15 protein-coding genes and 5 pseudogenes are annotated in these 19,411 nt (G+C 59.1%); 11 read left to right on the plus strand and 9 right to left on the minus strand.

The features are described from left to right. Positions 1-221: 221 nt before the first annotated feature. The 5 genes from GXB81_RS16175 to GXB81_RS16195 form a co-directional block, all read right to left on the minus strand. A complete protein-coding gene (locus GXB81_RS16175; protein ID WP_167042553.1) occupies positions 222-917 on the minus strand; it encodes a response regulator in 696 nt (231 codons plus the stop codon). Positions 918-950: 33 nt separating this feature from the next. Further along, positions 951-2,336 (minus strand): sensor histidine kinase, encoded by a 1,386-nt coding sequence (locus tag GXB81_RS16180; RefSeq protein ID WP_205989760.1) that lies wholly within the window; start codon positions 2,334-2,336, stop codon positions 951-953. Between the two features lie 50 nt (positions 2,337-2,386). Further along, positions 2,387-3,427, minus strand: a complete 1,041-nt coding sequence (locus GXB81_RS16185) for an ABC transporter substrate-binding protein (RefSeq protein ID WP_205989761.1) — start codon at positions 3,425-3,427, stop codon at positions 2,387-2,389. A 125-nt stretch (positions 3,428-3,552) separates the two neighbouring features. Further along, positions 3,553-4,932 (minus strand): sensor histidine kinase, encoded by a 1,380-nt coding sequence (locus GXB81_RS16190; protein ID WP_205989762.1) that lies wholly within the window; start codon positions 4,930-4,932, stop codon positions 3,553-3,555. A 2-nt stretch (positions 4,933-4,934) separates the two neighbouring features. Beyond that, positions 4,935-5,612, minus strand: a complete 678-nt coding sequence (locus GXB81_RS16195; protein WP_167042559.1) for a response regulator — start codon at positions 5,610-5,612, stop codon at positions 4,935-4,937. Between the two features lie 350 nt (positions 5,613-5,962). Between GXB81_RS16195 and GXB81_RS16200 the strand changes: the two genes are divergently transcribed. The 5 genes from GXB81_RS16200 (at position 5,963) to GXB81_RS16220 (ending at position 11,075) form a co-directional block, all read left to right on the plus strand. Next, a complete protein-coding gene (locus GXB81_RS16200; RefSeq protein WP_167042561.1) occupies positions 5,963-6,982 on the plus strand; it encodes an ABC transporter substrate-binding protein in 1,020 nt (339 codons plus the stop codon). A 38-nt stretch (positions 6,983-7,020) separates the two neighbouring features. Next, entirely contained in the window at positions 7,021-7,815 is a 795-nt protein-coding gene (locus GXB81_RS16205; protein WP_167285198.1) for an ABC transporter ATP-binding protein, read from the plus strand. A 16-nt stretch (positions 7,816-7,831) separates the two neighbouring features. Beyond that, positions 7,832-8,695: an ABC transporter permease gene (locus GXB81_RS16210; RefSeq protein ID WP_167042564.1), complete on the plus strand. Its 864-nt coding sequence runs from the start codon at positions 7,832-7,834 to the stop codon at positions 8,693-8,695. 292 nt (positions 8,696-8,987) lie between these two features. Then, positions 8,988-10,526 (plus strand): alkaline phosphatase family protein, encoded by a 1,539-nt coding sequence (locus GXB81_RS16215; protein WP_205989763.1) that lies wholly within the window; start codon positions 8,988-8,990, stop codon positions 10,524-10,526. Positions 10,527-10,757: 231 nt separating this feature from the next. Next, positions 10,758-11,075, plus strand: a complete 318-nt coding sequence (locus tag GXB81_RS16220) for a DUF4148 domain-containing protein (RefSeq protein WP_167285195.1) — start codon at positions 10,758-10,760, stop codon at positions 11,073-11,075. A gap of 190 nt (positions 11,076-11,265) precedes the next feature. On the opposite strand, the gene GXB81_RS16225 is transcribed toward GXB81_RS16220, so the two are convergent. Continuing rightward, entirely contained in the window at positions 11,266-11,514 is a 249-nt protein-coding gene (locus GXB81_RS16225) for a hypothetical protein (protein WP_167042568.1), read from the minus strand. A 244-nt stretch (positions 11,515-11,758) separates the two neighbouring features. Continuing rightward, entirely contained in the window at positions 11,759-12,805 is a 1,047-nt protein-coding gene (locus tag GXB81_RS16230; protein WP_205989764.1) for a phytoene/squalene synthase family protein, read from the minus strand. A gap of 346 nt (positions 12,806-13,151) precedes the next feature. Here GXB81_RS16230 and GXB81_RS16235 point away from each other — a divergent pair. The 4 genes and pseudogenes from GXB81_RS16235 to GXB81_RS16245 all read left to right on the plus strand — a co-directional run bounded on the left by GXB81_RS16235 (position 13,152) and on the right by GXB81_RS16245 (position 15,952). Then, positions 13,152-13,884, plus strand: a pseudogene (locus GXB81_RS16235) (IS5 family transposase). A 91-nt stretch (positions 13,885-13,975) separates the two neighbouring features. Next, positions 13,976-14,271 (plus strand): annotated as a pseudogene (locus GXB81_RS16240) (helix-turn-helix domain-containing protein); the annotation flags it as partial. 9 nt (positions 14,272-14,280) lie between these two features. Then, positions 14,281-14,472 (plus strand): annotated as a pseudogene (locus tag GXB81_RS31465) (DUF6429 family protein). Between the two features lie 811 nt (positions 14,473-15,283). Continuing rightward, positions 15,284-15,952: a hypothetical protein gene (locus GXB81_RS16245; protein ID WP_205989765.1), complete on the plus strand. Its 669-nt coding sequence runs from the start codon at positions 15,284-15,286 to the stop codon at positions 15,950-15,952. A gap of 457 nt (positions 15,953-16,409) precedes the next feature. On the opposite strand, the pseudogene GXB81_RS16250 reads toward GXB81_RS16245, so the two are convergent. After that, positions 16,410-16,613 (minus strand): annotated as a pseudogene (locus tag GXB81_RS16250) (tyrosine-type recombinase/integrase); the annotation flags it as partial. A 175-nt stretch (positions 16,614-16,788) separates the two neighbouring features. On the opposite strand from GXB81_RS16250, the gene GXB81_RS31910 reads away from it, so the two are divergent. Then, entirely contained in the window at positions 16,789-17,211 is a 423-nt protein-coding gene (locus tag GXB81_RS31910; RefSeq protein ID WP_346777801.1) for a recombinase family protein, read from the plus strand. Between the two features lie 44 nt (positions 17,212-17,255). On the opposite strand, the gene GXB81_RS16260 is transcribed toward GXB81_RS31910, so the two are convergent. Beyond that, positions 17,256-17,852, minus strand: coding sequence for a hypothetical protein (locus tag GXB81_RS16260; protein ID WP_167042573.1), 597 nt, complete (start codon positions 17,850-17,852; stop codon positions 17,256-17,258). 634 nt (positions 17,853-18,486) lie between these two features. Between GXB81_RS16260 and GXB81_RS16265 the strand changes: the two are divergent. After that, positions 18,487-19,256, plus strand: a pseudogene (locus GXB81_RS16265) (IS5 family transposase); the annotation flags it as partial. Positions 19,257-19,411: the final 155 nt, after the last annotated feature.

Consider the following 19,411-nt stretch of genomic DNA (forward strand, 5'->3'; position numbering starts at 1 on the left):
CTGCCACCAGCAAAAACCTGGTCTTATTCCCCATCTTCTCCTCCGTTCCTGCTGTGTTGAATTGATCGGACATCTGCTTGCATAGCAATGCCAAGAATAGTCAGAGCAACCCTTCACGCCTCTTTCGCGCAGGAGCGGCGGAAGTCGGTGAAAACACTAGAACGTATGATTTTGACAACAGAAGACGGGTAAACGAAACACGTATTTATCGCGCTGTCGTCTCAGGTCGCAGCAAATGCCTCGTGCGGTTCCTCTTCGCGCAGAATGTAGCCGAGTCCGCGCAGCGTCATGATCTTCGCGCTCGATGCCGCGAGATGCTTGCGCAAGCGGTGAATATAGATATCGATTGCGTCGGCGCTCGGCTCTTCGTCGAGCGTGAAAACCTTGTCCATCAGCGTCGCTTTGGAAACGGTCTTGCCCTGCTTCAGCATCAGCGTTTCGAGAATCGCGTGTTCGCGGCGGCGCAGTGGCAGACGCTCGTTTTGCAGCAGGAATTCGCGCGAATCGAACAGATAGCACAAATCTCCGCATTCGATCTGCTGCCCCTTGTCGCCCGCCGCCTGACGGCGGATCAGTGCCTTGATGCGCGCCACCAGTTCGCGCGCATCGAAAGGCTTGACGACATAATCGTCGGCGCCGGCGGAAAAGCAGGCCACCTTGTCGTCGGTCGAGCCATTTGCGGTCAGCATCAGCACCGGCACGTTGTCGCGCTTGCGGCGCAACCGCTTGAGTACCTCCTTGCCGCCGATGCCGGGCAAACGCATATCGAGCAGCACCGCGTCATAGCATTGCAGACCGAGCAGCGTTTCCGCGCACTCGCCGTTCTGCGCCCAATCGATGGCGAATTGCTCGACCTGCATCAGGTTCATCACCCAGCGGGCGAGGTCCGCGTCGTCTTCCACGAGCAGTAGTTTCATCGTTCCTCCCTCTTTTGCGGGTCGCGCGACGCGTCAGGCTGCGCCGATCCATAAAGGCATTTCGACCGTCGCGACGAGGCCGATACCGTCTTCATTGGGTTCGAGCCTCACGCTACCGCCCTGGCGTCGCGCAATCTCGCGCACGATCGGCAAACCGAGTCCCGTTCCTTCGGCATGACTCGACGCGCGATAGAAGCGCTCGAACACACGCTCGCGTGCTTCGGCCTTGATGCCGGGTCCGTTGTCGATCACGCGTACGATCGCCATCTCATCGCGCCGCTGCGTCTGCACGGTAACGTGACCGCCGGCCTGGATATAACGCAGCGCGTTATCGACGAGATTGGTCACGAGTGCAGAGGTCAAGGCTTCGTCGCCGGTCACGTATAAGCCGTCTTCCAGCTCGGCACCCAGATCGATTGCACGCGACTGTGCGAACGCAATCAAGTCTTCGAGTACGCCCGCAATCAGCGCGCTCAGATCGATACGCTCGCGCGCACTCGACGGCGCAACCGACTCGGCCTGTGCAAGCAGCAACAGCTTGTTGGTCAGCGTGGTCAGCTTGCGGCTGCTCTTGTGCATGCCCGCGAGCGCTTCGGCGAGCGGTGCGTCCCGGTTGTCGCGTTGCCGCGCGAACTGGATCTGCGCGACCAGCAGCGCAAGCGGCGTGCGCAACTGATGCGCGGCATCGGAAATGAACTGCCGCTGCGTCGCCGCCTGCTGGCCCATTCGCGCAATGCACTGATTAATCGCCTCGACAATCGGCCTGAGTTCGACATGCAGACGCGCGACGCGAATCGGTTCGAGTTGCGACGCATTGCGATCGGCAACGTCGTCCTTCACCTTCATGAGCGGCAGCAACTCGAAGGTCAAGCCGAGATAGACGAACACCATCGCGAGCACCAGCGTCAGTACTTCGCCGGACAATTGCGGCCGCAGCAGACGCCACACCATCGCATCGCGCGAGCCCTCGGTCTTCGCGACCGCGACGATCACCTCCTCGGTGCGCCCCGAGTCGTAGAGCTGCCGCACATAAGCCACCGCGCGCGCCTCGCGGCCGTCGTCGAAATGCGTGGAATAAAGCGTGGGACTATCGCTCACATGCGGCGGCAGCGGCAGGTCGGGACTGCCCGCAAGCAGACGATGTCCGCTCGCCTCGACGCGATAGAAAACGCTGTCCTGTTCCGGCGATTCGAAGAGTTCGAGCGCAGCCGGCGGAATCTGAATGGACACCGAAGAACTATCGTCCCAATCGATATCCTCGCCGATGATCCGCATCGACGAAAGCAGTGCGTTGTCCTGCACGAGATCCGCCGTGGTCTGCGCGAAGCGATATGAAATCGCGACGGAAATGGAGACGAATGCGGCCAGCGGCAACAGGAGCCACCACAGCAAACGTCCGCGCAAGCTGCCTGAAAACACGATGCGTCGATCCTTTTGTGTTCGAAGCGACAAGCGCGGTCAACCCGCTTTCAAGGCTTCACGTCACTGACAAACTGATTGGTAAACGTGCGCGACAGATCGATATGCCGCCCCTTCACTGTCGGATTGAATGCCGACAGTACTTTGAGCACCGTCTGCGGACCGTCGGCGGGCATCTTGCCGTCCACGGTGTACATCGGCAGCGAAGCCTGCAATGCGCTGACATAAAGCACCCGGTCGCCGCCAATCGCTTCTTGCGGCATCTGCGCGGCAATCTGTTCCGCGCTATGCGTGTGCATATAACGCAGCGTTTTCACGAATGCGCGCGCGAGTTTGGCGGCTTCGTCGGGATGCGCGTCGAGCCAGGTACTTTGCATATAGAAGCTCGACGCCGGATAGGTGCCGCCCAACGCCTCGCGCGTACCGTCGACGTTGCGCATATCGACGAGTACTTTCGCCTCGCCGGCTTTCAATAAGCGAGTGACGGTCGGCTCGGTCGTCATGCCCGCCTGAATGTGCCCCTGCCGCATTGCCGCAATAAAACTGCTGTCCGCGCCGACCGGCAACAGCGTGAATTGCGTGGACGGCACGCCGGCGCGTTGCGCGAGGTATTGCGTGAGAAAACTCGTCGACGAACCGAGCCCGGTTACGCCGAGCGTTTTGCCGCGCACGTCGGCCATGCTTCTAACGGAAGCGGCCGATTTTGCCGCGACCAGTTGCACTTCACCGGGCACCTGAGCGAATACGACGATCATCTTCACTTCCTTGCCGCGGGTCTGCAAATCGATCGTGTGATCGTAAAAGCCGACCACGCCCTGCACCGCGCCCGCGAGCATTTCGTTTTCGCCGTCGATTCCGGTCGGTTGCGACAGCAACTCGACGTCGAGCCCTTCCGCCTTGAAATAGCCGAGCTGTTCGGCAAGACGCGCCGGCAAATAGATAAGCTTGTCGATGCCACCGACCATGATCGCGAGTTTCTCCGGCTCGGCGGCTTGCGCGGGCGTCGCGAGTTTCGCGAGCGCGCACAACACGAGCGACGCCGCGACGGCGGCACAGGCCGCGCGCGAGAAACGCGTCAGGGGAAGCTTCATTGCGGGTGTCTCCGTTGTCCTGCTTCGTGGCGCCGCGCGAGTCGCCTGTGCCTGATTCTGAAGGTGCGAACCCTTCCCGATGCTTTCACAAATGTGAAATAGCGCGAACCTCGGGTTTGTCCCGATCACTTCATCGCCGCACGCGGAAACATCACGGCAATATCCACGCCCTTGCCGCCGTCACCCGCCTTCAGCGATATCTCGCCGTGATGCGCATCCGCAATCTCACGCACGATCGCGAGTCCAAGCCCCGTGCCGTCCGTATCCGCCGAGGCCCTGAAAAAAGGCTCGAATACGCGGCTGCGCGCTTCGGCCGGAATGCCGGGGCCGTTGTCGATGACGCTTACCGTGACCGTATTGGCATCGGCATGCACCGCAACCGTCACGTGACCGCCACTGCCGGTATAACGAATCGCGTTCTCGGCGAGATTCGCAATCAGTGCCTGTAGCAATCCACGATGCCCCACCACCGGCGCGGCGCCGTGCAACTCCGCGCCGAGATCGATTTCGCGCGCCTGCGCGAGCAACGCAAGGTCTTCGACGACTTCCATCGCGAGCGGCACCAGGTCGACGCTTTCCATTGCGAGTTGCGCGCTGTCGGCGGCCTCGGCCTGCGCGAGCAGCAACAGCTTGTTCGTGAGCGCGACCATCGACCGGTTGCTGCGATGCATCGCGCCCAGCGCCTCGTCGAGCGCGGGATTGATCCCGTCCTGCTGCCGCGCGAATTGCAGTTGCGTACCGAGCAGCGTCAGCGGCGTGCGCAACTGATGCGCAGCATCCGCGATAAAGCGGCGTTGCACCGCCACCTGCAAGCCGAGCCGCGCAATGCACTGATTGATCGCATCGACGATGGGACGCAATTCCGTGTGCAAACGCTCCACACGAATCGGCTCGAGTTGCATCGGATCGCGATCGGCAACCTCGTCTTTCACTTTCATCAGCGGCCGCAATTCGAACGTGAGTCCGATACAAACGAGCGCAACCGCCAGCACGATCATTTCGATCTGCCGGATCAGTTGCGGCTGCCATAGCTGTTTCGTCATCGCGTCGCGCGAGCGCGCGGTCTTGCCGACCGTCACGCGCACGCGCCGCGTCACGCCGTTGTCGTACATGAGCCGCGCGATATCGACCGCGCGCACCTGCTGGCCGTGCAACGCCGTGTAGTACGAATCCGGCACGTCGGGCGCCCGCGCGGGACGCGGCGGAAAATCGGGCGTACCCGCGAGCAGTTGCCCGTCGTCGACACGCACGCTATAGAACACCTGGTCGCGATACGGCGAGGCGAAAATCTCGAGCGCGGCAGGCGGCACGTCCACGCGCAGAAATCCGTCGCGCCATTCGACTTCCCCCGCGATCATGCGCGCCGACGCCACCAGTTGGTTGTCCTGCACGAGATTCGCGGTACGCCGCGCATTGTCGTATTCGGTCTTGCCGGTCACGAACACATAGAGCGCGAGCGGCACGAGCAGCCACCATAGCAAACGTATACGCAGGCTATTAGCCATTGTCAGTGGTCGTCTTCTTTCTTGCGCAGCAGATACCCGAGCCCGCGCAGCGTGACGATCGCTGCGGAACTGCCGTCGAGCTTCTTGCGCAAACGCGAGATATAGATCTCCACCGCGTCTTCGCTGGGCTCGTCCGCGAGCGTGAAGATCGCATCGACGAGCGCGGGTTTTGTCACCGTCTTGCCGAGGCGCAAAATCAGCGCTTCGAGCACGGAGCGCTCGCGCGGCGTCACATTGAGCGGCGCGCCTTTGAGCGTGAACTGGCGCGTGTCGATATCGAACGACAGATCGCCGCACACCACCTCGCTCGCTTTCGACGGCGACTGCCGGCGAATCGCAACCTTGATGCGCGCGATCAACTCACGCACTTCGAAGGGCTTGACGAGGTAATCGTCCGCGCCGGCGCCGAGCAGTTCCACTTTTTCGTCGATCGAGCCGCTCGCGGTCAGGATCAGCACCGGCGTCGCATCGCCACGCTGACGCAAACGGCGCAGCACGTTCTTGCCCGAGAGCTTCGGCAAATTCAGGTCGAGCAGAATCACGTCGTAGTGATTCGTGCGCAGCAGGCGGTCGGCCTCGTCGCCGTCCTGCACGGCATCGAGCGCGAAGGCCTCCTGCTCCAGCATCTTCGCGAGCCAGTGCGCAAGCGTGGGATTGTCTTCGATGAGCAGCAGCTTCATGGCGGCAACGGCAAAAGTCAGGCCGTCGATTGTGCCGTAAAACAGGGGGTTTGCGCGCTTCCTGTGGGATTTGCGCCATACGTCCCCTGCCCGCTGTCGACGCCGGTCAAGCGCGTCGCGCAGTGGCGGGCTGATTGCGGCTCGCTTGCGGCTTAAGCGCGGCTCGTTTTCAGCACATTCCCGGCGCATTTTCGGCTTATTTTCGGCGCATTTTCGGGTTAACACCCATGTTTCGCGCTCCCTCCCGAAAGCTCGCAGAAGGTTTCGCATTTTTATAATCGCCGCCATTCACCCAGAAAAGCGCCGCTTATCAGGCCGCGGCGACCACACTTAATTAAGGAGACTGCTTCATGCGTACCTTGCGCCAGATTGCCGCCGTGTCAGGTGTTGCTTTCGCCCTTGCCGCCGCTTCGGCCGCCGCTCACGCCGAAAAGATCACGATCATGGTGGGCGGTGCCACCAAGATCATCTATCTGCCGGCCAAGCTGACCGAACAGCTCGGCTACTTCAAGGACGAAGGGCTCGACGTCGAGATCCTCTCGCAACCGGCCGGCGTCGACGCGGAAAACGAACTGCTCGCGGGCGCGGTGCAAGGTGTCGTGGGCTTCTACGATCACACGATCGATCTGCAAAGCAAGGGCAAGGAAATTCAGGCGCTGGTCGTGTTCGGCCAGGTGCCCGGCGAAGTGGAAATGGTTTCGACGAAAGCAGCCGATACCCTTAAGAGCATGGCCGACACGAAAGGCAAAACGCTCGGCGTGACCGGCCTCGGCTCGTCGACGAGCTTCCTCACGCAGTACCTCGCGCAACGCGCGGGCGTACCGGCCACGCAATACACACTGCTGCCGGTCGGCGCCGACAACAGCTTTATCGCGGCGATCAAGCAGAACCGCATCGACGCGGGCATGACCACCGAGCCGACCGTTTCGCAATTGCTGAAGACCGGCGACGCCAAGGTTCTCGTCGACATGCGCACGCTCGACGGCACGCGCGCCGCGCTCGGCGGCACGTACCCCGCATCGAGCTTCTACGTGCAGCGCGCATGGGCGGAATCGCACAAGGACGAGGCCGCGAAGCTCGCGCATGCCTTCGTGAAGACGCTCAACTTCATTTCGACGCATAGCGCGGAAGATATCGCCGCACAAATGCCGAAAGACTACTACGGCAACAACAAGGACCTGTACGTCAACGCGCTGAAGGCCTCGCTGCCGATGTTCACGAAGGACGGCAAGATGCCGGCCGACGGCCCGGACACGGTGCTGAAAGTACTGTCGGCATTCAATCCGTCGGTGAAGGGCAAGCACATCGATCTCGCCAAGACCTACACCAACGAATACGTATCGGCGCCGGTCAAGACCGCGTCGAAGTAACGCTTCTTTCATATCCAGAGAACTGCGAGGCTCCGCCGATGAATCAACCTATGTCACGCGATACGCCAGCAATTGAAATGCGCAACGTGTCGTGCCGTTTCATTTCACCGGACGGCAAGGCAACCATCGCGTTGCGCGATTTCAGCATGTCGGTGGCACGCGGCGAATTCGTCGCGGTGGTCGGCCCGACCGGCTGCGGCAAGTCCACCACGCTGAGCATGATTACCGGTCTGCTGAAACCCACCACCGGCGAAGTGCGCGTGATGGGCGCGCCGGTGGACGGCATCGATCCGCGCATCGGCTTCGTCTTTCAGGCCGATGCGGTGTTTCCGTGGCGCTCGGTGCTCGACAACGTCGCGGCCGGTCCGCTCTATCGCGGCCGCTCGAAATCCGCCGCCTACGACGAAGCGAACGAATGGCTGCGCCGCGTGGGCCTCGACAAGTTCGGCAAGCACTATCCGCATCAACTGTCCGGCGGCATGCGCAAGCGCGTCGCGCTTGCGCAGACCTTCATCAACAAGCCGGAAATCCTGTTGATGGACGAGCCGTTTTCGGCGCTCGACATGCAGACGCGCACGCTGATGCAGGACGAACTGCTGCAATTGTGGGGCGGCGTCGGCTCGGTGGTATTCGTCACGCACGACCTCGAAGAAGCGATTGCGCTCGCCGACCGCGTGTTCGTGTTGACCGCGCGCCCCGCGACGCTGAAGAAAGTCTACGAAATCGATCTGCCGCGCCCGCGCGTCACCTCGGAGATTCGCTACGACTCGCGCTTCATCGAGATTTCGCGCGACATCTGGCACGACCTGCGCGAAGAAGTGCAAATCGGTTAATCAAGGAACGGCAACCATGTCCACGCCCTCTCAACAGATGATGCCGTCCGGCATCGACGCCGCATCGCTCGCTCAGGTCGAGCGCATTGCGCAAAAGAAAATCCGCCAGCGCCATGTACTCGTCGTCTCGCTGCGCATTCTCGTACTCGTGGTCGTGCTCGGCGGCTGGGAACTGTCCGCGCGCCTGAAATGGATCGACCCGTTCTTCTTCTCGATGCCGAGCGCGATTTTCGAGCAGATCGTCGACTGGTTCGTGAACGGCACGTCGCAAGGTCCGCTGCTTACGCAGGTATGGGTCACGCTCGAAGAAACCGGGCTCGGCTTCATTATCGGCTCGGTCGGCGGCATCTTCTGCGGCATCGTGCTCGGCCGCAACAAGCTGCTCTCGGACGTATTCAGCCTCTACATCAAGATCGCCAACTCGATTCCGCGCGTCGTGCTCGGCTCGGTGTTCGTCATTGCACTCGGGCTCGGTATGGCGTCGAAAGTGGCGCTCGCCGTCGTGATGGTGTTCTTCGTCGTATTCGCCAATGCATTCCAGGGCGTGCGCGAAGCAGACCGCTACATGATCGCGAATGCGCAGATTCTCGGCGCGTCGCGCCGCCAGGTGACGACCTCGGTCGTAATTCCGTCGGCGCTCAGCTGGATTCTCGCCAGCCTGCATGTGAGCTTCGGCTTTGCGCTGGTCGGTGCGGTGGTCGGTGAATTTCTCGGTTCGAAGCAGGGCATCGGCCTGCTGATTTCCACCGCACAGGGCGCGTTCAACGCAAGCGGCGTGTTTGCGGCAATGATCGTGCTGGCCGTGGTCGCGCTGGCAGCGGACTATCTGTTGACCGCGATCGAGAACCGCCTGCTGAAATGGCGGCCGACTTCGGTTTAAGCGCAGCGTAATCGCCGCGCCGTTTCGAATCCGGCGCGAAAAGCGGTACCAATCGTTTCCCGATTCATCACGAATGCCGTTCGGTCTTTGGCCGAACGGCATTTTTGCTTCTATATCTTCCGAATCGATCTCGCTCGACTTCGCTGCGCCGATCATGCGCGATGGGTCGCCCCCGCCACTCACGCGTTTCCGTTTTAGCCGGGCTCTTTCGCGACCAGACGTTTTGCGCTAAGTTGGCAGCGCCGCAACCGCACCCAACCACCCAACTCTGTCCCACCTGGAGCGATAAAAAATGAGTGACGTCCAGCACAGCGCGCAGAACGATCCGATCGAACATGTGGTTCTCCTGCTGATGGAGAACCACTCGTTCGATCAGATGCTCGGTTGCCTCGACGCCGTGCATGACGGACTCGACGGCGTGCGCAACGCCGCCACGAAATCGAATGCCGACGGCCAGGGCCACACGTTCCACCCTCGCGCCACGCGCGAGCGGCAAATGAAGCACGATCCGAATCACGAGCACGAGGCCGTAATGGAGCAGATTGCCGCGGACAACAGCGGCTTCGTGCGCCGCTTCGTGAAGGACTATCCGAAGAGCAGCCTCGCCGCGCGCCAGGACGTGATGGGCTATTACCCGCTCGGTTTTCTGCCCGCGCTCCATACGCTCGGCAAGCAGTTCACCGTCTGCGACCGGTGGTTCTCATCGCTGCCGGGGCCCACGTGGCCGAATCGCTTCTTCGCGTTGACCGGCACGTCGATGGGTCAGGTGGCCATGCCATCGGGACTCGATGCGCTCAATCCGCACTGGTACACCGAGCAGAGCCAGGACACGATTTTCGATCGGCTGAATGCGGCGCAAAAAACATGGAAAGTCTATTTCTACGACTTTCCCGCATCGCTGCTCTTGAAGAACCAGCGGCACGCCGCGAACCTCGCGAACTATCATCTCTTCGAGACGTTCTTTCACGACACAGCCGGCCCCGCCGACGCGTTTCCGCAATTCGTGCTGATCGAGCCGAAGTACTTCGGCGAAGCGCAGAACGACGATCATCCGCCGCACAACATCATGAAAGCGGAGAAGCTGATCGCCGATACCTACAATGCGCTGCGCTCGAATCAGGCGCTGTGGGAACGCACGTTGTTAGTGATCCTGTACGACGAACATGGCGGCTTCTACGACCATGTGTCGCCGCCCTCAAACGCCACCGCGCCGGACGACCACACCGCGAGTTTCGACTTCACCCGGCTCGGCGTGCGCGTGCCCGCGATTCTCGTGTCGCCGTGGTGCAAGGCCGGCGTGTGTCACACGCAGTTCGACCATTGCAGCCTGCTGAAATACCTGTGCGACAAATGGAAACTCGCGCCGCTTGGGCTACGCACGCAGAAAGCATCGAGTGTGGGCGAAGCAATGGGCACCGATGTCGCGCGTACCGATACACCGGCTTTTATCCGCGTGAGCAATCAATTGCTGATTGCCGAGCATGTGGAACTCGAACGCAAATCGTCGAACGGCAATCAGCACGGACTGCATTATTTCGCCGATTACCTGCACGAGGAACTGGACCGGCTTAGCGCGAACGCGGTGGCATCGGCAGCGCAACTCGCGAACGCCGGCAACGCGTGGGTACGCTTCAAAAGCACGTTGGGCTCGCTAATGACGAGCTTCGGGCAATGGCTCAGCAAGGATTTCTACGCAGCGCGGGACCAGCGCGATGCGCGCACGAGCGACGCATTCACGCGTCTTTCGCAATCGGTCCGCAAAACGACGGGCGCGCCATCGAAAGATGCAAGGGCCAATACCGATCAAACCCGCCCCGTTTCTCCGAAATAGCATCGGCTCGGAGCATTGACCCATGTCTCTTCGGATCGCAGCTCGCGGCTCACGCGAACCGCATAAGCACGCGTTAACCCTTAAAGGTTCCGCAGCTTTATCTCAAAATTAGCAATAAACATTCAACGGATGACCTATTACTCTCTCCAGTTATCGAAATTACAATGTAATCACTGACTACGAACAACAACGTTCGCAGCACGACAAAACCCAAAACTGGAGGTAAGTATCATGAAATCGCTCATTCAAGCCGTTGTCATTGCCGCCGCAATCGCCGCTCCTGTCGCTTCGTTTGCGCAAACCACCCAGCCCGTGACCCGCGCCCAGGTGCGCGCCGAACTGGTTCAACTGGAAAAGGCCGGCTATCAACCCGGTCTCGCCGACCCGCAGTACCCGGCCAACATCCAGGCCGCTGAAGCTCGCATCAATGCGCAAAACGGCGTGAGCCAAGCCGCGGCAAGCGGTTTCGGCGGTGTGACCAGCGGTTCGTCGCAATCGGGCCGTGTGGCTCCGGCGACTGGCCCGAAGTCGGTCTACTTCGGTCAGTAAGCAACGCAAGTCGTTAAAAAAACTGGCCCGCGTCCGGTGATACCCGGACGCGGGCCAGTTTTGTCCTGTATGTAACCGTTACCTCCGTCATCGGGCTTCCGATGACTTAGCCCGGACCTTCACGGTCTGGGCGCTTTTTCACGGCGCTCTGCGTGCGTCGCGCCGAATACCCGGCAACGCTATCAGCCGCTCAGTCGCGCGCGATCAGATCGCCGACCTGACCGCGTCCGGTCACGAGGCAGCTTGACAGAAAGCTCTCGCTCTGCGCGCTGGCCCCGGCTTCTCCAAAGCCCTTCTTCACAGCGTCCGATTTGACGAGCGCCGCGCCCTGGTGGCACGTAATCGTCCCAACCTCGCCGGCCTGAGCACGCATCAACGCCCTATCTGCCATCAGATAGCCAAGCAAAAGCACCAAGGCAATGTTGAACGCCTGTCGCATGGGTCGCCTCCTCTTTTGGAAGAGACTAACGCGAAGCGCGAGCGCACGGTCCTGGGGCTTTCCCGATTATCTGCTTATTTCATGATCCCAATTAAATCGGGTAGTACTCCGCCGCGATTTGCAGTGAAATAACGCGTATTGCCAATTTTTGCCGGGGCCGATGCACCCCGTTCCATTTTGACCGACTCGATGCAATGCGAATCGAATGTCTGTTCGCCCCGCGCGCAGCCCCTATGTGACACGCTTACAACCGTGCTTCGATCCGCCTGATGCGTTTCTCGATCGCATTGCGCACCAGCGCATTCGAGGGCACCAGCAGCAGCGACGACGCGATGATCCGATATACCGCATGACGCGTGACTTTCGATACCTTCGCAGGATCGAGCCATGCGTCGTTATCCGCGAGCAGCACGAGAGTGTCGAGGCCGATCAGAATCGGCCACAAGCACGCGAGCCGCAAGCGTACCGCATGGGCCGGAATCGCGAGCGTGTAGTCGAGCGACGCACGATAGTGCTCGATCGCCTTGCGCAGAAGCTCGACGAGCAACGGCCGCGCGCGCATCGAATTGGCCGGCTCCAGCAGTTCCTCTGCGCTCAGGCCGTGACGCTCCAGCATGTTCTGTGGCAGATAACAGCGGCCAATGCGCAAGTCCTTGCCGCAATCGCGCAGCACGTTGGTCATCTGTAAGGCCTTGCCGAAACGCACGCCGAGTTGCGTCATCGTATCGGGCGGCTCTTTCAGCGTGCCCGGCATATGCGCGTAAGTCATCGTGGTCCAGAATTCGCCGACGCAGCCGGCAACCAGATACGTATAGCGATCGAGTTCGCCGTATACGCGCAGCGCCGCGATCTGGCCGGCGCGTTCGTCGGGGAACGTGCGCAGATCGAATTCCATGCCTTCGGTCAGCGTCGAAACGATTTCCCGCACGGCCTTGCGGTCGGATTCGCCCAGTTGCGACAACACGTCGAGCGCGGGGCCCAGCGATTCGAGCAGTACTTTTTCATCCGATTGCACCTGCTGGCCCGCGACTTCGGCGGCGATGCGCTGAAACGGCGCGCTATCGACAGCCACGCCATTCACCTGCTCGCGCAGTGCGAGCACTAATACGAGGCGTTGTTCGGGCGGAATCAGCGAGGTGTCGGCAATCGTGTCGGCCGCGCGCGCGAGCAGATAGGCAAGGCCGATCGGATCGCGCATACCGGCGGGCAGCACGCGCAGCGTCAGATAGAAGGAGCGTGAAACGCCTTTCAGGAGCGGGCCGAGAAGGAAGGCCCGGGTCGGAGTCGGCATGGGTTGGATCGGATCGCGGTACAAGGCGTAGGAAAAAATGCGTTCAATCAATGCACTGACGGATGCGTTGCGGGTAGGTCAGGCTGTAAAAATCAGGTGCTGCCGCATTGTATACGCCGACGCGTTCATGCCACGTCCTCGATGCCCACTCCTCGAAGTCTTCCAGCGGCGAGGGCTGTCACGCCCGTGTCACGATATGACCCGCCCAAGCCGTCGCGGAGCCTCTCCGGAAACCTTGAACTTCGACGGGTAGATTAGGTATCACAGCAATGGAAGCCGACGACTATGGCCTGTTTACATTCAATGAAATATGTCTACATCTTGTCTTTTGCGCGAGTGGGCCAAGATGATTCGAGCGTTAATGAGCGATGAAGTAGGGGCACGAATCGAATCTGTCTTGCCGGGCAAAGAAGGCGATCCAGGACGAACGGCGACCGACAATTGCTGGTTTGTCGAGGCTGTCCTCTGGATCGGCCGGACCGGTTGCCGAAGGTATTCGGCCGATGGCACACGGTGTACATGCGTTTTCCAGGTGGCGTCGCAAGGGTGCGTGGGAACGCGTGATACACGCAGTAGCTGACGAAACCGGGATCAGGCATGTGCTGATCGATTCGACCATCGTGCGCGCGCATCAGCACTCGTCCGGCGCTCGAAAAAAAACGGACCGCACGCGCTCGCGAGGTGGACTGGCCACCAGGTTGCACCTGACCGTCGATGACGCTGGCCGCCCTCTGCGGTTGATGGCCACCGAAGGGCAAGTTTCCGATATTTCGTGCGCGAATGAACTGGTTGAGCATTTGCGCACCGGCGCGATCATTGCCGACAAAGGCTACGATTCGAACGCCTTTGTGGAGCGTATCCGCAGTACGCATGCGAAGGCCGTAATCCCGCTGCGTTCGAACCGGAAAATCAGGCGTCGCTATAGCCGCGTGCTGTATCGGACCCGGAACATCGTCGAACGCTTTTTCAGTCGTATCAAACATTTTCGTCGCGTCGCCACTCGCTATGACAATCGCGCAGGGAACTATCTCGCCCTCGCTTCGCTTGCCTGTGCCTTTGGACTACTCGTGAGAATGTGAACAGAACCTAGTGTAATGAGTTAGAAATTCGTTGAACAATTTGCTGCCTGTCGTACCGTGTAGTGAGTGCGACGGACACGAAGAGGCGGCCATGAGCGGAAGACCCAAGGCGGAACTCGTGTTGAGCGAAGCGGAACGCGAGCAGCTCACGGCCCTGATGACGCGCCGCAAGACGGCGCAGGCGTTGGCATTGCGAGCGCGGATCGTGCTGGCCTGTGCCGAGGGCACCGACAACAGAACGGTCGTGGCGAAACTGCGGGTTACCCAGCAAACTGTCTCGAAGTGGCGTGGGCGCTACGCAATGCATCGGCTGGAGGCCTGCTTGACGCACCGCGTTCGGGCGCATCCAGATCGATCGACGACGCACGTGTTGATGCCACTCTCGCGCTTCTCTATTTGACACTGCATGACCACAACCGAGCATGGAAGAGCTTCGATTGAGATGCGCTCAACCGACTCTACGAACGCGGCCTAATCGGCGGTCCGGTCAATAAAGCAAAATCCGTGATCGTCACTGACGACGATTTGCTCGAATCCGAACTCATCTTCAAGCAGCACTTCGTCATAGCTGGCAGCAAAACTGATTAATCAAACGAATTTCTAACTCACGACACTAGGGGTGCAACAGAGTTCGATGCCGTACATGCTCAAGGGCTATCCACTTAGCGCCAAAATTTATCACACTGAAAATGCAGTGCGCGTCGCGGAGGTATTCCAAGGGTGCCGATCCGTGTCTCCTGGCGCTTCGCACGGCAGAACCTGTTTTCGCTTTGATGCAATGTATGACGCATGTTTGCTGCTATTGGTAAGTGTCTTTACCAATGCGCGCAGTTTTGCGAATATCACCGACATGTCAAATCAACGCATCTCTGGAAATCCTTCCGGTCAGTGGCACAGCTATTCCGAATTAGCCCCTCGCAGACCAACAACAACTCTGTGCCGTCCTCTGGCCGGCGTGCCAGCGCCGCTCAGTTTGGGGGCCTCGCCCCTGTCTCGCATCCGTCAACACTTCAGCCCAGCATGGTAAGCGGATCGTCTACCGCGTAGCTCCACGCATTCCGGAATTCTAGCGATGCTGGTGAACGCGCGCTGGCCGGAGCGGTCATATCAGCCATCCAGAACGGTTCGTTAGCCTTAGGCAGTCCCGCGTCACAAAGCGCCATGCGGGCGCAATACGGGCAACTGCTGGAAACGACTCATGGCACTGTCTCGCTCGTCGTCAATTTGAGGACGCGCGCCGACGGACACTTCGACCTTGTCTCAGCTGGCATGCGGGATTCAGCAAATCCAAACAGGCGGGTAATCATCTCTGCCCCCCAGAACGCCAGCACTTCTGGGGCAGGCGCAACCGATCCCGAATTCGGCACCGTTGCTGCCTTTTGCCCCGTCACAAGCTCAAATGCCGCAGTTTCCTGTTCAGTATTCCGGAGTTCCGGTGGCCGGCTCGTCTTCTCAACCGTTGCAACCCGTGGTCGCTCTGCCTGCGTTTTCTCCATCGATCAGCCGGGGTATTACGCAAATCGTGAACGAATTGCCACGCTGGGAGCAGCAGGCAGCGCGCGCCGAGATCGAAACCAAACTGCGTTCCATGCCTGCGGACGAACAGCAAACTCTGCTTATGCACTTGAATACGCGACTCTCCGGAAAAGCAAGTGATACAAAGCCAGCCGTCATCCGGAATTGGGCTGCCACAGACTCAGTCGCCACGGTCATTGAAGGGCGCGACATGCGGACTGATCGCGAGCGCGAATTACAGACTGCTCTCGCAGATCAAAACAGTAATCCGGACTTCAGGATATCTCGCGATGAGGTATTGGGCATGCTACGGGGGGCTCAGAGAAGGGCTGCCATGCATATCGGCATCGGCCCATACGGAACCGGGACCCATTACGTTAGCGTCTTGTATCGGCGCGTTTTTCGCGATAGTCGGGGACCTGTGGCTGCGATAAGCGATATCCGTGACTTGATCGCTCCGCTTAACGAACAGCAACGCTACCAAGCCATTAAGGATTGGATTCCCCGTTACCAGGATTTTTTTCGCGGCGTTCTTTTAACGATGCGGCACTAGGTAATCGGGGCTGTGTCACGTGAGGACCCTTAATGATTTCGTTCGTTGTTGGATTTGAGCTATAGGACTGGCGAGGTGGAGCGCAAAGCGTCCTAGTTGTCTGCAAGCGTACTAATAGACAAAAAAGCCTCATAGCTTGGTGTGACTTGGAATGAAAAATACATATCAATGCAGGTAGGCCGATATCACAATAGATCGGTGCGCGTCGCGAAGATGATATGTGGCTTAATGCGTCCCCGCAATTTGGTTCATGTGATCGCTGGAATTATGCTGCTGGATGAGGGCGCACGCAGAATACGTTCGCGCAATTTGGCGAACATGCTGAAAAGTATTTGCAAGATTTGCTGCCATCTGAAGGCAGGGATTGCTGGTTCGATCCCAGTCGGGCGCCAAGCCTCATAAGGCTTTCAGCGATTTCGCTACTTCATCGATTTCCCCCAGTGCAGTGAAAATACAGTTAGCCGGCTGCCAGGTGCAGTTCCGTCTCGCTCGTATGCGGCACAACCCACTGCGCAAGATGATCCGCGCTCAGGTGTGCATACCGCTGCACCATCTCCAGCGTTTCCCACCCGCCCAATTCCTTCAGCACCTGTAGCGGCGTGCCGCGTTGCACATGCCAGCTCGCCCACGTGTGTCGCAGATCGCGCCAGCGGAAATCGCGGTTAAACATGCAGCATGAAAATATGCCCGAGACCCTGATTGGCTATGTGCGGTGCTCGACCGACAGACAGGATCTGACCGCCCAGCAGCGGGCGCTCATGGAACTGGGGGGCGCCCCGGACGCATCTACACGGATCGCGGCCTGACCGGTACCCATCGCGCACGCCCCGAACTCGATCAGGCTCTGGGCCGTACGTCATGGCGATACGCTCATCGCCCCGAAGCTCGACCGGCTGACACGGTCGGTGCCGGATGCGCGCGACATCGCGGATTCGCTCGTCACGCGCGGCATGAAACTGGCAGTCGGGTTAAGCGTCTACGATCCGGCCGACCCAATGGGCAAGATGTCCTTCAACATCCCGGCGACGTTCGCGGAATTCGAAGCCGACCTGATCCGTCTGCGCATCCGCGAGGGGATGGCCATCGCACGAGCGAAGGGGAAGCTCCGTGGCAAGCAACCGAAGCTCTCCATCAAGCAGCAGAAGGAACTGCGCCGGATGCACGAAAGCGGCAAGCACTCGATCAGCGATCTGGCTGAATTGTTCTCGGTATCCCACCCGACCGTGTATCAGACGCTTGCACGTTTTCCAGAGCGTTGAGCTCTTTACAAATGCGCTGACCGTTTCGCCAAAACGGCATGCTTTTATTGAACGAAATCGATCTTCTTTTCCCCTGACACTACATCTCTTACCCAATCTTCATTATTTGCGAGGTATTCCTTATACCCACCATACGAATTTGCCAGTATTTTTCCATCGGCAACCCATTTATCCATCTTCTTTGAGAAAAAATCATTAAAATAAGGTGCCGAACAAGATATGTTACACCATGGGTCACATATAATTATATCTTCACTCCATTTACTCATATCGCTCCCCATATCGAAACCCATGTAGTCAGGGTGCGATGGTGGCAGTACAGCTGCGAAAGCGTGTGTTCCAACAACCCCGCCAATCCCGATCTTGACCGCCTTTAAATTATTCTTCAATAACATGTCGACTGCGAGTCGAGACAATTCGCCACAGTTATGTGCTTTCGATTTTTTTATGTTATCCAAAGTATAATTTTTATATAGTTCACCCATTTGATTTGCCGCCTCACAAACCCTGCGTATTTCGGAGTCTCTTTCCGCATGGAGTCGAATTTTGTTGCAGGACTTCAAATTTGGATGTTTGTAATATAAATTCCTTACATCCTCCAAGACTACTTGCGCGATGGCTCTTTTAGTCTCCAATGTCATGGGAGATTTCGAAAATACCGCATGGGGCATCGTTATTGTGCGTGTTTCGGCAGAAGGTTGAGCAGCAGTACCAGAAGTGTATGCCGTTTGAGCCGCTGGAGATTTGAGTTTGGGTGGCCGGTTTTGGGAAATCTGGTCGAACCGCGCGTCGGAGTACTGAGACCGTGACGATGACAACGCCGACGCCTGCGCGGGCGAAGACGACGACCCCAACGTATCGAGCGCATAGTCGTGCCCGTGAGAATCCACTAGTTTTGAATGAATGCAGCCCATTATCGTCCGACAACATCAGAGAAACTATCAGCATGCACAATCCTCCGGCACTGCACTATCGCTCTCGCGAAAAAAAGTTGCTCATTGCGAACGCTCTCGCCTGGGCCCTTCCAGTAAACCATTGCGTGATTCCTTTTTCGTGTTTTCCATAGATTCCACAATTAAATGGGGTCTATGGAACCCCGCGCGCTTCACTCCTCCGTCAAGCTCGTTCGCGAGGCTTAACTGACCTCCCTGTTCCATTGCTCCTCAGACCCCGAATAGAGCCGTGCGCCAAATGGCGTGAAGCGGGGGCTAGTACAACATCCCTCAAATAGCTTTAGTATTAGGCACTTTCGGCCAAACTTGGTAACCAGGCTGGATGCCAGAACGCAAACCCTACCCAACAGATGTATCGGACGAGGAATGGAGCTTCGCCGCTCCGTACCTCGTCCTGATGAGCGAAGATGCGCCGCAGCGCCGCTATGAGCTGCGTGAAATGTTCAACGCATTGCGCTGGATAGCGCGCGCTGGTGCATCGTGGCGCATGCTGCCGACCAACTTCCCGCCGTGGGAGATGGTCTATCAGCAAACACAACGCTGGCTCAACGCGGGTTGCTTTGAGGCGATGGTCAACGATTTGCGTTCGGTGCTGCGCGTGGCGCAAGCGCGCCAGGGCCAGCCCAGTGCGGTGATTCTGGACGCACGTTGCAGTCCACATGCGAAAGCGGACCACGTGCGGGCTATGACGGACACAAGCGCAAGCGAGGCAGCAAGGTTCATATGGCCGTCGACACGTTGGGTCTGCTGCTTGCGGTACACATTACGCCCTCCAATGAGCAGGAACGTGCGCAGGTGGGTGAGCTTGCGCGCCAGGTCCAGCACGTCACGGGGCAGACCGTGAAACTCGCCTTTGCTGACCAGGGCTATACGGGCGACACGGCGGCGCAGGCTGCTCGCGACGAGGGAATGCAATTGCAGATCATCAAACTGCCCGGGACGAAGAAAGGATTCGTGCTATTGCCGCGTCGCTGGGTGGTTGAACGCAGCTTTGGCTGGCTGAACCGCTTCCGGCGGCTGGCACGCGATTACGAGCGCCTGCCCGAAACTCTTGCCGGGCTTCATTTCGTCGTCTTCGCAATGCTCATGCTTGTCCATGCCGCGCCAGTACTTCAAAGTGCCTTATGTGGACGCCTCCCGGATTGCAAGCTGGTTTGCATTTCTGGTCTACAGGTAAAGGCAGCACGCTTATGTCCGGCCCGTTGATGCAGGCCGGTCGACCTGCTGGCCCATATGGAATTCGCTGA

Source organism: Paraburkholderia sp. Ac-20336 (assembly GCF_017105025.1).
Taxonomy (GTDB): domain Bacteria; phylum Pseudomonadota; class Gammaproteobacteria; order Burkholderiales; family Burkholderiaceae; genus Paraburkholderia.

What these genes read in the sequence shown, in the direction of transcription:
- GXB81_RS16175 (WP_167042553.1), bottom strand. Translation starts at nt 917, where the DNA reads ATGAAACTACTGCTCGTGGAAGACGACGCGGACCTCGCCCGCTGGGTG.
- GXB81_RS16185 (WP_205989761.1), bottom strand. Translation starts at nt 3,427, where the DNA reads ATGAAGCTTCCCCTGACGCGTTTCTCGCGCGCGGCCTGTGCCGCCGTC.
- GXB81_RS16190 (WP_205989762.1), bottom strand. Translation starts at nt 4,932, where the DNA reads ATGGCTAATAGCCTGCGTATACGTTTGCTATGGTGGCTGCTCGTGCCG.
- GXB81_RS16195 (WP_167042559.1), bottom strand. Translation starts at nt 5,612, where the DNA reads ATGAAGCTGCTGCTCATCGAAGACAATCCCACGCTTGCGCACTGGCTC.
- GXB81_RS16200 (WP_167042561.1), top strand. Translation starts at nt 5,963, where the DNA reads ATGCGTACCTTGCGCCAGATTGCCGCCGTGTCAGGTGTTGCTTTCGCC.
- GXB81_RS16205 (WP_167285198.1), top strand. Translation starts at nt 7,021, where the DNA reads ATGAATCAACCTATGTCACGCGATACGCCAGCAATTGAAATGCGCAAC.
- GXB81_RS16210 (WP_167042564.1), top strand. Translation starts at nt 7,832, where the DNA reads ATGTCCACGCCCTCTCAACAGATGATGCCGTCCGGCATCGACGCCGCA.
- GXB81_RS16215 (WP_205989763.1), top strand. Translation starts at nt 8,988, where the DNA reads ATGAGTGACGTCCAGCACAGCGCGCAGAACGATCCGATCGAACATGTG.
- GXB81_RS16220 (WP_167285195.1), top strand. Translation starts at nt 10,758, where the DNA reads ATGAAATCGCTCATTCAAGCCGTTGTCATTGCCGCCGCAATCGCCGCT.
- GXB81_RS16225 (WP_167042568.1), bottom strand. Translation starts at nt 11,514, where the DNA reads ATGCGACAGGCGTTCAACATTGCCTTGGTGCTTTTGCTTGGCTATCTG.
- GXB81_RS16230 (WP_205989764.1), bottom strand. Translation starts at nt 12,805, where the DNA reads ATGCCGACTCCGACCCGGGCCTTCCTTCTCGGCCCGCTCCTGAAAGGC.
- GXB81_RS16245 (WP_205989765.1), top strand. Translation starts at nt 15,284, where the DNA reads ATGCCGCAGTTTCCTGTTCAGTATTCCGGAGTTCCGGTGGCCGGCTCG.
- GXB81_RS16260 (WP_167042573.1), bottom strand. Translation starts at nt 17,852, where the DNA reads ATGACATTGGAGACTAAAAGAGCCATCGCGCAAGTAGTCTTGGAGGAT.